This window comes from Thermopolyspora sp. NPDC052614, assembly GCF_040678635.1.
Lineage (GTDB): Bacteria > Actinomycetota > Actinomycetes > Streptosporangiales > Streptosporangiaceae > Thermopolyspora.
The window spans coordinates 324185-340025 of sequence record NZ_JBFATZ010000006.1 but is presented as its reverse complement, the minus strand read 5'-3'; the positions used below and the strand labels follow the sequence as shown (position 1 = coordinate 340025).

At 73.6% G+C, this 15841-nt stretch carries 9 protein-coding genes; 3 read left to right on the top strand and 6 right to left on the bottom strand.

Going from position 1 to position 15841, the window contains the following annotated elements:
- Window positions 1–46: 46 nt before the first annotated feature.
- From AB0K60_RS16040 to AB0K60_RS16030, 3 genes are all read left to right on the top strand, one after another.
- Window positions 47–448 (top strand): hypothetical protein, encoded by a 402-nt coding sequence (locus AB0K60_RS16040; protein ID WP_364054363.1) that lies wholly within the window; start codon window positions 47–49, stop codon window positions 446–448.
- Complete coding sequence (locus tag AB0K60_RS16035; protein WP_364054360.1) at window positions 449–1462, top strand: hypothetical protein; 1014 nt, start codon at window positions 449–451, stop codon at window positions 1460–1462.
- Window positions 1463–1676: 214 nt separating this feature from the next.
- The gene (locus tag AB0K60_RS16030) at window positions 1677–1961 is read left to right on the top strand and encodes a hypothetical protein (RefSeq protein ID WP_364054357.1); all 285 of its coding nucleotides are present in this window, start codon (window positions 1677–1679) and stop codon (window positions 1959–1961) included.
- On the opposite strand, the gene AB0K60_RS16025 is transcribed toward AB0K60_RS16030, so the two are convergent.
- From AB0K60_RS16025 to AB0K60_RS16000, 6 genes are all read right to left on the bottom strand, one after another.
- A complete protein-coding gene (locus AB0K60_RS16025; RefSeq protein ID WP_364054354.1) occupies window positions 1918–3063 on the bottom strand; it encodes a methyltransferase domain-containing protein in 1146 nt (381 codons plus the stop codon). The genes AB0K60_RS16030 and AB0K60_RS16025 overlap by 44 nt on opposite strands.
- A gap of 12 nt (window positions 3064–3075) precedes the next feature.
- Window positions 3076–3573 (bottom strand): SPASM domain-containing protein, encoded by a 498-nt coding sequence (locus AB0K60_RS16020; protein ID WP_364054351.1) that lies wholly within the window; start codon window positions 3571–3573, stop codon window positions 3076–3078.
- A 94-nt stretch (window positions 3574–3667) separates the two neighbouring features.
- Complete coding sequence (locus AB0K60_RS16015; RefSeq protein WP_364054348.1) at window positions 3668–5233, bottom strand: hypothetical protein; 1566 nt, start codon at window positions 5231–5233, stop codon at window positions 3668–3670.
- A gap of 8 nt (window positions 5234–5241) precedes the next feature.
- A complete protein-coding gene (locus AB0K60_RS16010) occupies window positions 5242–9762 on the bottom strand; it encodes a hypothetical protein (RefSeq protein ID WP_364054345.1) in 4521 nt (1506 codons plus the stop codon).
- Entirely contained in the window at window positions 9759–12440 is a 2682-nt protein-coding gene (locus AB0K60_RS16005; RefSeq protein WP_364054342.1) for a hypothetical protein, read from the bottom strand. Before AB0K60_RS16005 ends, AB0K60_RS16010 begins: the two co-directional genes overlap by 4 nt.
- Window positions 12437–15805 carry a DUF6603 domain-containing protein gene (locus AB0K60_RS16000; RefSeq protein WP_364054339.1) on the bottom strand — a complete coding sequence of 1123 codons (3369 nt, stop codon included), beginning with the start codon at window positions 15803–15805 and terminating at the stop codon, window positions 12437–12439. The genes AB0K60_RS16005 and AB0K60_RS16000 overlap by 4 nt, the downstream gene beginning before the upstream one ends.
- Window positions 15806–15841 lie beyond the last annotated feature (36 nt).

The window sequence follows — 15841 nt, the reverse complement described above, 5'->3', positions numbered from 1 at the left end:
TGGAAAACGGGCAATTGTACGTTTTTTCGCCGCGATAAGGTGATGGATGGCCGACTTGACCTCCGACGACACCAGACGCACGCGTGACGCCTTGGCGTACGCGTGCGACCATCTGGAGGAACTCCGCGAGGACCTGGGCGACGACCCGGCCGGTTCCGCGCTCCTGGACCGCCTGCTGAGCCGGATCCGCGGCAACGGAACGATCGCAGATGTGCTCGATGAGATACACGCCGCCCTGCAGGCGGCCGGAGACGCGCTCGGGCTGTACGGCCGGGTGCCCGGCCACCAGGGCGATCGCGGAATCGACCTGGCCGGGCTCGGCTCCGGGCCGCTGGAGATCGTCTACCTGTGTCCGATCGGCCGCTGCTCCGGCCACCAGACCCAGGCCGCCGGATCCCCTCCGCGTTGCGGCATCAGCGGCGAAGAACTACGCCGGGAACGCCTGTAGATGGGCGACTTCCTGGGCGAACTCGGCAAGAAACTCGCCGAACGCTGGCTGACGCTGCTCGTGCTGCCCGGCGTCCTCTACCTGGCCGTCGCCGCGACCGCCCACACCCTCGGCCACGGGCACGCCCTGGACCTCCAGCGCCTCACCGGCCGGATCACCGCCTGGGCCGCATCCCCTTCCGCCACCACCCTGGGCGGCCAGATCGTGCTGCTGACCGCCATCCTGGCCGGCGCCGCCGCCCTCGGACTCGCCGCTCAGGCTCTGGGCGCCCTGACCGAACGCCTCATCCTTGCCGCCGACTGGCGTACCTGGCCTCCGGGCCCGCGCCACCTGGCCGCCTGGCGCGTCGCCCGCCGTCAGAGCCGATGGCGGCAGGCCCACGACACCTACCATCGGCTCCTCAACGAGGCCACCACCGCCCTGGCGACCACCGGGCAACGCCCCGACCCCACCCCGCGCCACCGCGCGTACCACGATCGCCTGCGCGTCGCCCTCGAATACCCGGACCGTCCCACCTGGAGCGGCGACCGCCTCCAGGCCCTCGCCGTCCGCCTCGACCGCGACCTGCACCTGGACGTCGCCACCATCTGGCCCCACCTCTGGCTGATCCTCCCCGACCAGGTCCGCGCCGAGATCACCGCCGCCCGAACCGCGCTGACCCGCGCGACCACCCTGGCCGGCTGGACCCTCCTGTACGCCCTGCTCACCGTCTGGTGGTGGCCCGCCGCCCCCCTGGCCCTGATCCTGGCCTCCATCGCCCGCCACCGCGTCCGCACCGCGACCACCGCCTACGCCCAACTCGCCGAGGCCGCCACCCGCCTCCACGCACCGAACCTGGCCCACCACCTCGGCCTCATCGCGACCCCCGACACCGCCTTGACCCCCCGGACCGGCGACGCCCTCACCAGTCTCCTGCACACCCAGCCCCCACCGCCCGACCCCGCGCCTGCGGACCCTGCGCCACCCGCGCGGCGAACCGCCCCGCCCGAGTCCGCATCCGCCGAACCCGATTGACGTGCCCCGGCTTGCCGGAGGGCGGGGCGTTTTCGTGTTTTCCGTGGTCAGGCGATGGTGGCCGTCCAGCGTCCACGCCGCAGATGGATCGTGCCGTCCGGCGTGATGCGCACGTTCGCGCCGTACGGGGGAAGTGTGCCGGTCTGGAGCCAGTAGTCGCGTGCCTCGTCCAGGAAATCCCACAGGCGGCGGGGCCGCCTTGGTGGCGGCCTGCATGGTCGAGGACGACTTGCTGATCGGCACCGCGACACTGCGGCTCGCCAACGTTCTCTTGGCGGCCGGTCGCTTTGCGGAGGCGGTTGAAGTACGGGAAGGCCACTCCTTCCGGGCGTTTCGCGGCCCGTTCGCCCACCATCCTGCTCACCACGCTGGCCACCCTGCCCAGTCGCTGGTCAAGGCGCCGGCTTCGTCCTGCAGGCCATCCAGGAAGATCGCTCCCCAGGATGAAAAGGGCCTCACCGGATCACCTTTTTCCAGCCTGAGCGCCACAGACGTATGACACCGTCCGGCAGGATGAACACGCGCGCCCCGCGCAGGGGAAGAGCGCCGTTCATCAGCCAGTACGTGCGAATGTCGTCGAGAATGTCCCACAGCCGTCGCGGTCCGCTTTGATGAACCGTCGGGATGTCCGAGCCTGTGGCCGCCGCCCGCGCCCACGACCCGTCGGCGTGCAGCATCCACGCCGTGCGCTGCCCTTCCTGTCCTTCCTCGTAGCGGTGTTCGATGCCGGGCGCAACGACTTCCAGCATGGACTGCAGTTCCCAGGCGCCGCCGACATCTATGACGGGGTAGCGGCCTTGGGCGACGTGCTCTCCGGGTTGATCACGTGCGGAGGCGTACAACTCGTTCAGCCGAGGCGGGTACTCCCCTCCGTGTCTTGTTGGCATGAACATCGCCCAGTCGGCTTCTATCCGCCCTTCGGCACCGCCGTCTGCGGTCTTGGTCGCGGTGAGTATCAGCGAGGTGTTGGCGATGACCGTCACGAGCCGTCCGCCCGGCTTGAGCGCCGCCAGCCAGGTGGCCGGTATCGGCCGTACCGAGACCATGGACACGATCCGGTCGTACTCGCCCGGCAGCGGGCCGGTGGCGTCGAGGGTCATGACTCGCGGGTGGAACCCGATGGCGCTCAGCCGCGTTGCCGCCGCATCGACCAGGTAGGGGTCGACATCGATACTGGTCACCTGTTGGTCGCCGAGCAGCCGGCACAGCAGCGCGGCGCTGTAGCCCGAGCCTGTCGCGACGTCGAGCACCGACATGCCCTCGCAGATCTCCCCGTGCCGCAGCATCCGCACCACCAGGCTTGGCAGGGTCGAGGAGGAGGTGGGCCGTCCGGCGACGATGTCTCCGGAGTGGGCATGGTCGGCGTGCCGACCCGCGACCTGGGTGATCAGGGTTTGGTCGCGGTAGGCTGCCGCCAGCCAGGCCGCCTCATCGCCAGGCCCGTCGTGCAGTTCCCAGGTTCCGTAGACCGCACCGGCCGGAGTGTCCCACCATCGCGGAACGAACTGGTGCCGGGGAACCGTCGCCACAGGCATACGCCAGCGCGACCCGCAGGGTGTCACGCCGGCTGCCAGTCGTGCGGCGTGGTCGTGCCATGCCACCGCGAAGCCCTCCTAGTCCGGCTCGCAATAGGACGGATTACATGCCTCTGTTTCGGCCGGGGCGCAGTCGGACCCGTCGCCTTGAGCGGGCTTGCATTCAGGGTTGCACACCATGCCGGGCTGCAGAGCCGGGATCATCCCGACGAGGTCTCGCCATGTGTCACCGCTGATGATCTCGACCAGCGGGGTTCGTTTCACGTTACCGGCCCGCATCCACCGGCCGATGACGCACGGCCACACGTCACCGTCAGGGCCGATCGCCGCCTTTCCCCGGCCGCATCGCCCGCACAGTTGGGAGGCGTTGGGGAACTCCTGTGTGCCTCGCCCGACACCCCGCACCCAGTCGGTGCCGACCGTGTCCACCCCGAGCCCGCGAAGGTCGTCGATTGCCTCTTTGACGCGTTGACCGTTGACGACGTTGATGACAGCGGCCCGAACGGGGATGGCACGGCGCACGGCTTCGGCGATGTTCGCCCGCGTGCGCGCGTGGCTTCCGGTCCTACCGGTCACCGCGTCGTGCTCGGCCGCCTGGGGACGGGACGGGTGGGGGTCGTGCCGTCGTCGGCCTGCCGGTGTGGGGGCGGTTCGCCAGGTCGGCGGCCTCTTATTGGGCGAGGTCGAAGGACAGGCCGCTTGAGCCTTCGCCGCGGCCGATCCTGGAGCGCCTGCGGCTCCAGACGACGGTGCCGCCGTCGCTTGTCCGTGCCAGCATGTGATCGCGGATGAGGCGGCGTCCCTCGCGGGGTAGGCGATCGTCGGCGATCGTTTGCCCGATGGCGACGAATTCCCCGAGTGGCACGGACGTGGGGTCGTCGGCCATCTGCTGGACGGCGAAGGCTGGGGCGTCGCCGCTGGGATCACGTTGCGGTACGAGGGGAAACCAGTGCGGTGGCACGGTGGTGCCGAACCGGTATGTCGGGGGGCCGGTGTCGGGCGGATCGTTTTCCGGGGGTCGGTGCCAATGCTCCGTGCGGTGGATCGGCTCGCCGTTTGGGCCCTCGATGGTGGATTCGATGGCCCAGGCCAGGTTGGCCATCTCGTCCCTGAGCAGCAGGACCTCCTCGACGGGTGCGGAAACCAGTGGCTGCACCGCGGTGGCGGGTAGCAGGAAGCCGCCGTGTACCCCGGACTCCTTGATCGGCGACAGGGTGAACATGGTCCAGCGGGCGGCCGTTCCCGTGCTCGGCGGCACCAGGGTGGTGGTGCCGAAGACGTCGGTGACCAGCAGGTGCGTGGTCAGGAAGAAGGCGCCGACGGGCATGTGGACGGGGACGACGAAGTGGTCGTTGCCGTACAGCAGAGCGAACTGGAGTACGGCCATGCGCGCCAGGTCGGCGGGGTGTGCCTCGACGGCGCCGAGGTCGATGACCGCGTCCTCCTCCTGCCACCAGCGGGGGACGGGCATGCCGGGGAAGGTGACTCTGGTGGGCACCGTGGTGACGTCGTAGGCGTCTTCCTGCCCGGCGGAGGGGGCGGGCTCGGCGTCGAAGGCCCACCACTCCAGGGTGCCGCCGCCGTGCTCCACGGCTTCGAGGGTGACGCCGGGGGCTTCCATGGTGAAGTCGTACTCCATGCGGGCCGGGTCCCATGCGGTCGCCGGCGGCGGGATGAGGGCGTCGCAGAATTGCAGCCAGTCGAGTGCGGCGTCGATGAGTGGCTGGTCGACGACCAGATCCGGCAGGTTCGGCAACGTGGGCGGGGTGGCGCGCAGCGGTGGTGCGAGTGTCCGGTGGGCGAGCGCGCCGTCGGGTACACGGCCCGCGGCGAGATCGTCTTTCGGGGCGAGGGGGAACTGCGTGAGGAAGGGGTGGACGCGGTCCGCCAGGCCCGCCGTTCGCAGGCAGCGCAGCAGTGCCCTGCCGACGTCGACGCGGAGCGATCTGGGCCATCTGGGCCAAGTGACCGGTACGGCTTCCGCCATCGCCTCCACGGGCCCGGCGTCCGGGGGGAGTTCGCGTCGGCCCGCGCGGTCGGCGTAGGCGGTGCACCGGGAGATCCGGCCGACGTGCCGGGCCGTGACGGGACTGCCGCCGTCGTCGCCGAGCAACTCGCCGAGTTGCCACTGGCGTGACAACGTCCAGGCCGGGTCGTAGACCCGCGCGGCCAGTCCTTCCTCCACATCGTCGCTTCTCGTGTGCGGCTCGAAGCGGGCGTAGAAGCCGATGGGCATCGGGCACCTCAGCTCGGGTCGGTCAGGTGGCTGACGCTCAGGCCCGCGCCGACGCCGGGCTCGACATCCTCGCGGTCCATCAGCGCGGGCAACAGCTGCCCCGTCAGCGGCAGCGTGTGCGGATCGACGGCGCGGAGCCTGGCCAGGGCCAGCCCTTCTTCGACGATCCGCACTGCGGCGTCGGCGCTCCACTGCTCCGCGTTGGGCGGCAGCACTCCCAGAAGCGCGACATTCGGCGCGGCGCTGGTCGGCGCGTCGTAGTGGAAGGTCAGGCTGGTCGTTTCGTGGGTGGCGGGCACCACCTCGGTCCAGTCGTCGAGCAGGAGCCCCGCCACGGCGCCCGTCTCCCCGGGGAACGGGGTGTGCGCGAACACGGAGACACGTCCGCCGGGCGTGCGTTCTCCCGCGGACGTCAGGGCCACCCAGCGTTCGCCCGGTGCGATCGGGTGCTGGGTGACCGCGAAGGCGGGCACGGTGGCGTGCACCGCCTCCACGCAGCCCAGCAGCCGGTCGAGCCGGGCGACTCCCGGCCGTACGCGGGCACGCTGCGCGACCACCACGGCGACCGACCGCGGCGTGACCCCGGCGGGCACGCCGCCGGCGAAGGCCGGGTCGGCTCGGCTGCCGAGGGCGGGCAGCACCCAGCCGGTCGGTCCCATCGCGGCGCGGACCCGCTCGTACGCCCATGCGGCACGGGCGGACTCGTCGGCCGGGTCGGGCGCGGGCAGCGCGTCGTGCGCCGCGAGGCGGGTGGTGAGGTCGGCGGCCACGGCGGCGGCGAGCGCGGCCAGTTCGGCGGTCTCGCCGCCGGGTGGCGGGACGGCGTTGGCGGCGCCGACCTGGTCCGCCGCCAGCAGGGCCGCGACCAGGGCGTCTCGATCGTCGGCGGCCCGCAGGGCGTCGCGAACGGCGATCATCTTCTGGACGAGGGCGTCCACCCGCGCGAGCGCCGGGCCGGGGGCCGGAGCGGGCATGATCGGGACGGGAAAGTCGCGTGACTGCAGCGGGCGGGCGGCGGTCAGCAGGTTCCGCAGGGCCGTCGCCATCTCCTCCGCCACGGTCAAGGAGTCGCTTGCCGCCAGGGCGCTGACGGCGGGGTCGATGAGCCTGGCCATGGCGAGCAGCCGCGCCTCCAGGGCGGGCCGCGCGCAGGCCACGAAGTCGAGCGCCGACATGCGCAGGCCGGTCGTGGCGGCGGCCTGAAGCTGGGCGAGGGTCTGGGCGAGGGTTCTGTCGGCGCCTCCGGTGAAGGCGATGTTCACGGTGGCCGGATCCGGGAGTACGGCTCGCGCCCACCGCTCGAGCGCGGGCTCCAGCTCGGCCCTGGGGCCGACCGCCCAGCCCTCCGGCCGGTCGGCCGGTAGGGGGCCCTCGGCCGGGAGCACGATGGCGGCGCGCAGCGTGACGCCGGTCCCGGTGCGCGGCTGGGCGACCACTTCCGGCTCGGGGGGTGGGCTGCCCGCGCCGCTGAGCGCGTCGGTTCCCCCCGCGCTTCGCGCGGGGTTGCCCCGCACCAGTTGGAAGACGCCTTCCGACACGAGCACGTCGGCCACGGCGTCGGCCGCCTCGCGGGCGTCCGCGAGGGCCTCGGTCACCGCGTCGACGGCGGAGGTCCGCTGCGCGTCGGTGAGCGTGCCGAAGTGCGGCCGCAGCGCCTGCCGCACCGCCTGGGCGTCCCCGGAACCGGTGAGCGCGATGAGCCGGAGGGCGTCCACGACGTTGTCGGCGGCGACCTGCTCGACGGGCCCTTGGGGGCTTGTCTTGTTGGCGACGAGGGGGGCGGCCCGTCGTACCACGGCGACGGCGTGCGGGGCGCGGGCGCGTAGGATGCGCTCGACGCGGTAGCCCAGCAGGGCGGCCAGGGGCTGGCCCTCGCGTACCCCGTCCAGCAGGGTGAGCGCGGTGCGGACGCGCCGCGAGGACAGGTCCACGCTGAACGCCTCACCCGCCGCGGTGCTCTGCCCCGGCCGCCGGTGGGCGAGATGGGCCGAGCGGAGCACGGCGGCGGCAGCGGCGTGGCCCACGCCGGGCGCGTGCACGTGGCCTGCGTTCATCGGGTCGAGCAGCACCTCACCCGGCGCGTCCCCGGGCAGGTCGGCGGGGGCCGCCGCGGTGCGGCGCACAGCGGTCACGTCGTACAGCACGCCCCACGCGCCGATGGTGAGACCACGCTCCCGTCCCGGCATCGCCCTGATCCGGCGGAGCCGCTCGGTCGCCAGGGCGGTGAACCACGCGTCGAGCCGGTGGGAGAGCAGGCCGAGCTCGGATCTGAGCACGGCCTCCAGCAGTTCGGGCGGGTGGCGTCGATGGCGGGAGGTGCCGAAGCCGGTGGAGTAGGCCAGCTCGCGCACGGTTTCCAGCGTGTTCAGGAACGGTTCGGCGCCGCTCGGCGGCGGCGTGCCGAGCAGCAGGTCGGCCACCGGGGCGGAGGGATGGGCGGGCAGCACGATCCCGAACCGGTCGTCGAGCCGGTAGTAGATGGTGGGCCCCAGGGGGGTGCGGTCGAGTTCGTGATCCCAGGCGTCGATCGTCTGCGGGTCGAAGACGCCTTCGTCGCGCAGGATCGCCCGGACGGCGTGGTCGGCCGTGGTGAGCAGCGCGGTGCGGGCCAGGGCCGACAGCAGCGAGCCGGAGAACGCGGCGGGGTCGATGAGCTGCCGCACCGTGGTCAGGGTGGAGGACCAGCCGAAGGAGAGCTGGTCGAGGTACTCGTGCGCGGACCGGCCGGGCCCGGGTTCGTCCGGTTGCACGAACGGCACCGTGACCGGCGTGGTCCCCGACAGCGGCGACGTCTCCGCCAGACGGGCGGGGCCGGCCGGCTGACCGCCGGCGAGCATGCTGATCAGGTCGGTGACCTGCTGCCTGGCCTGCGTGATCTCGGCGAGCCTGCCGGGGGCGAGCGCGGGGAGCAGCGCCGCCGCCACGACGGGCCCGAGCATGGTCCGTACGGCGAGCCGCCGGGTGACGCCGTCGGCCCTCAGCAGCGAGAGCAGCGTCCGCGTCGGATCGGTCCCTTTGCCGCCGATCCTGGGCAGGTCGGCCGCGGCGGGTTCCCAGATGTTCGTGCGGAGCCGGTTGAGCAGCCGGAGCAGGCGCGACTCGAACGGCGTCAGGTCGTGGTCGCCCGGCTCCACAAAACCGACGGGAAGGATTCCGTACGGCTGGTCGCCGACGCGGATCGCCGGGATGGGGCCGAGCCCTTCCACCGCCTCGGCCAGGAAGGATCCGGCTTCGAGCAGGTCGCCGGAGGTGAGCACGGGCGACCAGAGCAGGCGCAGCGTGGGGAGCGCGACATCGGCCAGCAGGCGCCGGACGCACCGGGCGGCCTCGCGGACCCGGAGGTCGGCCCCGTGGACGTGGCCGAACACGGAGGGGCCGATCCCCAGCAGCCGGGCGGCCTCGTTGCCGTCCGCCGCCGGTTCGTCGACCAGCGTGGCGCCCGGCTTGACCAGCGGCCAGAGGTCCCCCTCGACCCGGAACACCTCCTGCGCCGGGGGTCTGCTCGTGCGGTCGGGCCGGGTGCCCGGCAGGGCGTTGGTGGGGGCGCCCGGGCGTACGAAGGAAAGGCCGTCGGTGTAGTGGTGGGCGTCGAGCAGCGCTTCCAGGGCGGCCGCGGACGAGGCGGGGTCACGGGAGACGTGGGCGCCGACCACGATGAGCTCGTCCACCCGGGGGGTGCCGGACGTGGGCGGCAGCGTGATGGTCAGGGCCATGCCGGCCTTCCGGGCCGCCGCGAAGTCGAGCATCCAGTCGGGGACCGCGGTGAGCGGTGCGGGGCTCACGTCGAGCGGCTCCCGGACGAGGGTGCTCGCGCCCGGGAGGATCTGCTGTCCGATCCGGGCCCGCGCGAGCCAGCGGTCGGGGAGCAGCGCCGCCCGGGCCCCCCTCCTCCAGCGGTCGGGCGCCTCCCGGGGATTGCCGAGGCGGGCGGAGTGAGCGATCCAGGCGGCGCGGGCCGGGGAGGTCGCCGCGATCAGCTCCTCCCAGGCTCTGACGAAGTCGATCAGGTCCCGGCCCGCCTCGACCCGGTCGAGGAAGGTCCTTCGCAGGCTGCGTTCCCTGGGCGTCAGGGCGGGGTCGTGGGCGTCGACATGGAGGTCGTCGGGGAAGATCCGGACGAGCAGGACGGGCGTTCCGGCTCCTGCGGCGGGGCGGGCGAACGTGTGCCGTCCCGGTACGCCGGGATCCTGCCAGGCGAAGCGGGTCTCCAGCCGGGCGGGCAGCAGGAGCAGCGGCAGGCGGCCGTCCAGAAGCGCGAAAGGGTCGGCGATCGTGCCGAGCAGCGCCTCCCGGTGACCGGTGAGCTCGTCGGCGGCCCGGGCGCGGGCCGCCTCGAGATCGGGGATCGCCGCGTCGAGGGCGGCGATCCGATCGGCGGCGGCGTCCGCGGCGGCGCCGTCGCCTCGGGCGATCGCCGTGTCGCGGGCGAGAACCGCTCCGTCGCGGCTCCCCCGGGCGGCCCGCACCGCCTCGTCGGCGGCGCGCAGCGCCTCGCGGGCGGCGCCGACGGCCGTGAGGGGGGTGGTCATGCCCTCCTCCTCGGGAGGATGTCGGAGCCGTGGACGAGCAGGCGGAAGGGGCGCCGCAGCAGGATGGCCGCCAGGGAGTCGGAGCGCCCGTCCCACTCGGGCGGCATGCCGGGGATCCTGCTGAGGAAGCCGGGCGTGGTGGTCGCGGTCAGGTCCAGGTAGCCGCCCGCGGTCGTCGCGACGTCGGGGCGGCCGAGGCCCGCCCAGGTCGTGTAGCGGCCGTCGGACGTCTCTCCGGAGACCGCGCCGAGGCCGAAACAGGGCTCGGTCGGCTGTTCCTGGAAGACGACGTAGTGGCCGGGGTCGCCGGCCGCCTCGGCGGCCGACACCTCGAACCCGAAGAACACCGCGTCGGGCTCTAGCCCTCCGGAGAACACCGGCAGTTCGGCCGTGGCGTCCACCGGCGCCGGCACGCGCCTGCCGTCCTTCAGCATCGCCTTGACCATGAAGACGGCGACGCGGGGGAAGCGGCGCACCAGTTCGCCGCGGATGACCAGGACGAACCGGTCGGCCGGTCCCGCCCTCGCCGCATGAGCGCCCAGCGGGCCGGATCCCCAGGTGTGGATCTCGGTGATGTCTCCCGGCGAGGGACCCGGCGCGGATCCGGGGTCGAAGAAGTGCCGGAAGACGGTGCCTCGCTGGTCGGTGGGGTAGCCGCGCCACAACAGCTCGCGGCTCATCTCGTGGTTCATGCCGGTGAGGAACGCCTCGACGAACATCTGGTTGGCGACGACGCCGGCGACCGTCTCGGCGGGAACGTGCGCGAGGCCCGGAAGTATCCAGTCCTGCCCCTGCTCGGCCAGGAAGCGGGCCATCGGCGCGGTGATCCGCGGAGCGACCATGATGGGGTCGATGCGGTCGGCGGATCGCGAGCCCGCGGGGAGGCGCAGCCGGGCGCCCACCCGCCGCGGGATGGTCGTGGCCGGATGGAGTCTGTCGCGGGCGTCGGCGGCGATCACGTCGAGGGGGGTGGGCCGGCAGGGCGCCGTCGTGCCGCGTTCTCGCAGCGTGTCGAGGAGGTCCGCCAAGGCCGCGCGGTCCTGCGCCCGCCCGGCCGGTACGCCTGCGCGGAGGGCGCCCACGACCTCGTCGGGGGTGACGAGGGCGGCGGGGGCCGGATCGGGCGGCGGGGCCTGCCGGTCCCCCCGCGCCAGGGCGGCGGTGATGTCGGCCGGGTCGTAGCGGGTGTCGTCGTGCCGGCGCTCGACGCGGCGGATGAGCGGGCCGCGCCGCCGTACCAGCCGGATCCACTGGCCCGACAGGCACACGCGCGGCAGGCAGTGCTCGTCGATGACGCCGGCCGGCGTGCGGGCGGGATCGGCCGTCGAGCGCAGCCGCGACAGCGCCGGACCGGCGAACTCCAGCGCCCGCACGTCGGGCAGCGGCATCAGGTGCCGCAGGTGGAGCCGGGCGGCTGCGGCCACGGCCAGTTCGGCCTGGCGCAGGAGTTGATTGGCCTTGAGGATCTCGCCCGCCTGTTCCCAGGCGGCGGCCATGAACTCCTCCTGCCTGGCGCGCACGACCTCCGCCCCCATGCCCGCGGCGACCCGAAGGCCCGGGTGCAGGTTGAGCGCGGACAGCCAGGCGGGCCAGTCCGGGTTCGGTACGCCGACCGGCGCGGCCGCGTGCCATCTGCCGTACACGGGCGGGGCGACGGCGTCGGTCACGTTGACGGCCGCCAGGAGCGCGTCCGCGAGGCCGCCGTCCGCTCCCGCCGCGGGGTCGTCGCCCTCCAGCCGCAACGCGCCGAACAGGTCGGCGACCGTCCCCGGGGGAAGGCCGAAGCCGGGCGAGCCCGTGTCCATCGGCCGCCTGCCCACCAGGGGAATGCCGTCGGCGTCGACGATCTCGTCGAGTCTGACCGGTTTGAGCCTCCTGACGAGCTGCTTGAACTCCCCTTCGGGACCGGTGGCGAACGTCCAGGAGTCGTAGACGGGTAGAACCGCCTCCGTCGCGCCGGGCGCCCAGGCGAGATCGTCCGGCCCGGCCGTCACCTCCTCGCCCAGCCCCGCCTGCCGCCCCGCCTCGAACACCGGCACCACGCAGGCCAGGTAGGGGGTGCCGGAGTCGAGCAGCCGGGGAGCCACCAGGCGGGACAGGGTGCGTCGCGGCTCGGTGTCGAACATGCCGGTGATCTCCGCGGCGGTGCCCGGCAGATCGCCGATGACCTGGACGTGCGCCCAGGCGTGCAGCTCGTCCGGAGGGGGCAGTTCCTCGCCCGCCCTGTCCGATATGCGCAGCACCGGCAGGGGAGAGCCGGGCGTCAGGCCGAACGAGACCCCCGTCCGGAGCCTGACGACGATCAGGCACAGCCAGGGCCTGAGCGTGCCGTGCCGCAGCGGCGCCCGCCCGTCCGCGTCCGGCGCGGTCCGCTCGCCGAACGGCGTGTAGCGCCACGGCAGGTCGGGGTCGTCGAACTCCACGTGCGCGAAGACGTCGGTGCCGACGGCCGGGCTGTCCGGCTCCGGAAACCGGCGGATCACCTGGGCCGGATTGAGCCCGATCACGTCGCCCGGGCCGTGCAGGAAGATCTCGCGGCGTGCCCCGGATCGCAGCCCCTGCACCTCGACGTCCACGGCGAAGCCCGCCCGGCGTTCGGTGCGGCCGGCCCCCTCGACGCTTCGGATGGCGCCGGCCGCGCCGGAGCGCAGCCACCGCAGGAAGGTGTACCGGTTCACCTCGTCACCTCCCCGGCGGTGACGAGCTGTCCTTCGCCCCGTCGCTCCGCGGCCTGGGCGTAGCTCGTGGGGGCGGCCGGGGGCGTGTCCGGCAGGGCGCCGACGGGCACGACCACATACCGCTCCTCGACGACCTCGACGCGCTGATCCGGCCCGCGTACGGCCTGCGCCCGCCTGGAGGCCGACCCGGCCGCCGCACCGGACGCCACCAGCAGGCCGGCCAGAGCGGGATCGAGCCTCCTGCCGACCGGGTCGGGTGTGGGGGCGTCGACGTCGTCGATCACGGCCTCGTCGTAGACGATGTCGGCCGTCCGCGCGATCGGCGTCCCCGCCGCGTCCTGCGGCCAGCGGTGCGCGGAGACGGTCGCGGTCACCCCGGAGGGCATCTGCTCGAACGCCGGGCGGCTGAGCCGCTCGTCGTCGCTGAGCTCGGCGTACTGGGCGGCGGCGAAGCCGTCGAACACGGCGGGCGGGTCCACCTGGCGCGTCCCGCCCACGGTCACCGCCCGCACCTCGAAGCGCGTGGCCGTGCCCGGCTCGGGTACGGCGGCGCCGTACCGCGTGATGGTGGTGGACAACGGCAGCGCGCGCTGGCGGACGGTGAAGCGGCCGAACGGGCTCATGACGAGCCCTCCGGCCGGCCCGCCGCGCAGGCTCACCCCGGTGGTCGCCGAGGGCGGCGAGTCGGTGGTCCACGCGTCGTCGGCCTCCAGCGCGGAACGCAGCACCGTCTCCAGGTCGACCCTCGGCGCCTGCGCGGAGACGGCCTCGCCGACGGTGATGTCGACGTCGATCCGGCCCTTCAGGAACAGGATCCCGAACTCCAGGTGGCCGTAGGCGTGCCAGGGCGCCGGACCTTCCAGGTTCGCTTCGAGTTGCGCGTGCAGAAGCGGCGTCCCGCCCCACGACACGTCGATGCCCATGCTCAACGCGACGACGAAATGGAACGGGCTGAACCGGACGAGCGCGTCGAGGCCGGCATGGGCGGCGGCGCTGAACGGGCCCGCCTCCACATGGAGGTCGAGCCGCGCGCCGAACTGGATCGTGTTGGAGGTGATGGCCAGGTACGCCTCCAACCGGATCCGCGGATTGTCCCCTTCGCCGAGGCTGATGCTCAGCCGTTTGAGCGCGGGAAAGCCCGGCGGCGGCGTGAACCGGGGATGGAATCCGCCGACGGCCAGCGCGAACCGGGTGCCGCCCGTCCAGCCGACCCGCATCGCCATGTCCCCGCAGATGGTGAACGCGGCGATCCGCGAGTCGACCAGGGAGGCGTCGATGGACGCCTCGCCCCGGTCCAGGTCGAGGATGCCCACCACGTCGAGGCGGAGCAGGACGACGGGGGCCTTCTCGTCCGGAAGCCGCAGCCGCATCCGGCCCGCGACGATCAGCCGCAGGGGGGACGGCAGCTCCAGGACGAGCGCCAGCTCCATCTCCAGCAGCTGCTTGGGACCCCAGCCGAGCCGCACCATCGGCCCGAAGGCGTGGCGGGCCTCGGCCGGCGGGAACAGCGTGCGCAGCGCGGGCAGGAGCCGGGTGGCGTTGCCGACGGGATCCTTGGGGAAGAGCACGGCATCCAGCGCACCCGTGCGCACGCCCTCGCGCAGCGGCTCCAGCGCCACGGTACGGTTGACCCCGAGCAGTCCGCCGACGCCGAGCAGGGTGAACCCGAAGCCGAGCGGGATCGGCGGGAACTCGGCCGTGATGATCAGCAGCAGCGAGAATCCGGGCCGGCCGTCGGGCAGCCTGGTGTTCAGCAGGCCGATCGCCTTCAGGCTCACCACCTTGACCGACAGCTCCAGCACTCCGGCGTACTCGCCCTTGTCCGGGTCGAGGAACAGGTAGCCGCCGCCGGAGACGGCGGCGGCGTCCAGCGACAGGCCGATTCCCTTCGGAGGTCTGAGGCCGGCTCGGGCCGAGACCGGCCCGAGGCTGCCGGTCCCATCGTCCAGGCGGAGGGTGAGCCCCACACCCTCCACGGTGGCGGTGAGCGGGCCGAGACGGGCGACGACGTTCGACACCAGCCCCACGGCGAACGCTCCGTCGGCGGGTTCGGCCGTCAGCGTGAGCCGCCGGACCGTCACGGGCCCGAGCGCGAGCTGCTCGGCCAGGACCACCGACAGCCGGTCGAGGCCGCCGGTGACGCGCAGGCCGCCCCCGCGCGTCCAGTCCGCCGCCACGTCGACCGGGGCGGCGAGGGCCTGGCCGAGCAGCCTGGCGACGAACGAGTCGCTGCCGCCCGGCCCGAAGGCGACCTGGATGCCGTGGAGCCCGACGCTGACGCCGAGGTCGGGCGGGGCCCCGTCGGTGAGGGTGGCCGACAGGCCGAGGGTCAGCCGGCCCAGGTCGATGTGGAGGCCGTCGTCGGGCCCTAGGCGTACGACCGGCGACGCGACGGAGGCGACCTCGGCGGCGATCGTGATGTCGGCGTCGGCGGTGACCGCGGCGCCGGAGACGGTGAAGGCGCCGCCCGCGTCGAGGGCGAACCGGGCCTTCCAGGCGGCTCCCTCGTGCGCCGCTTGCCAGGTGCCCCGCGGGACGACGTGGGCCAGCACGGTGCCGCCGTCGGCCTCGACCGCGATCGCGATCCACGCGGGTGGCGTCGCCGAGCCCGCGCCCAGCAACTCCTCGCCGGTGAAGATCCACATCGACGGGGGTGACAGCGCGTCGCCCGGACGCCACACGGCCGGGAACCCGGCCCCGATCAGCGAGCCGACCAGTTGCGGGCCGAGGAGATCCCAGGCGACGGCGACGAGGTCCGGCCAGGGCAGGTTTCGCGTGGCGGCCGCCGCGACCAGGTCGTGCAGGGCCGTGCCCGGATCGGTGAGCCACCGGCCCAGCCGGTCGACGCGCACGCCGAGCCGTACGCCGGGCCGTCTGACCACGTTCGGACCCAGACGCACCTCGCCGACAGGGTCGAGCCCGATGACGCCGAGCGCCAGCAGGACGGCGCGGAGCCGGGGCGCGCGGGTTCTGAGCGCCAGGTCGGCGAGGCCCGCGATCACGTCCCGGGCCAGTTCCCCCGCGAGCGCGGCCGCTTCGTCGGGGGCGATCGAGGGCGGCCGCCAGGCCGAGACGACGGCGGCGACCCGGCCGGTGGCCGCGCCGACGGCGGCGACCGCCGCGGCCACGTCCAGAACGTCGGCGGGCTCCTCGGCGAGGGCGTCGTCGAGGGCGAGCGCGCTGCGGGCCAGCTCCGACAGCGGCTCCGCCACCGCCGTCAGATCGGCGATCGAGGTGAGGTCCCAGCCGAAACCGGCGAGCAGATCCCGGACGGCTCTGACCGGATCGTCCGAGTGGACGGCGTCGATGAGGGGGGCGGCGATCACGCCGACCCACCGGCCAAGGTTGTGCTCGGCGCGTTCCACGATGCGTCTCTATCACAGGCACCGGCCCCGGTCTAC

Excerpts from the sequence above, each read along its gene's own strand:
- AB0K60_RS16040 (WP_364054363.1), top strand. The coding sequence starts at position 47 with ATGGCCGACTTGACCTCCGACGACACCAGACGCACGCGTGACGCCTTG.
- AB0K60_RS16035 (WP_364054360.1), top strand. The coding sequence starts at position 449 with ATGGGCGACTTCCTGGGCGAACTCGGCAAGAAACTCGCCGAACGCTGG.
- AB0K60_RS16030 (WP_364054357.1), top strand. The coding sequence starts at position 1,677 with ATGGTCGAGGACGACTTGCTGATCGGCACCGCGACACTGCGGCTCGCC.
- AB0K60_RS16015 (WP_364054348.1), bottom strand. The coding sequence starts at position 5,233 with ATGCCCATCGGCTTCTACGCCCGCTTCGAGCCGCACACGAGAAGCGAC.
- AB0K60_RS16010 (WP_364054345.1), bottom strand. The coding sequence starts at position 9,762 with ATGACCACCCCCCTCACGGCCGTCGGCGCCGCCCGCGAGGCGCTGCGC.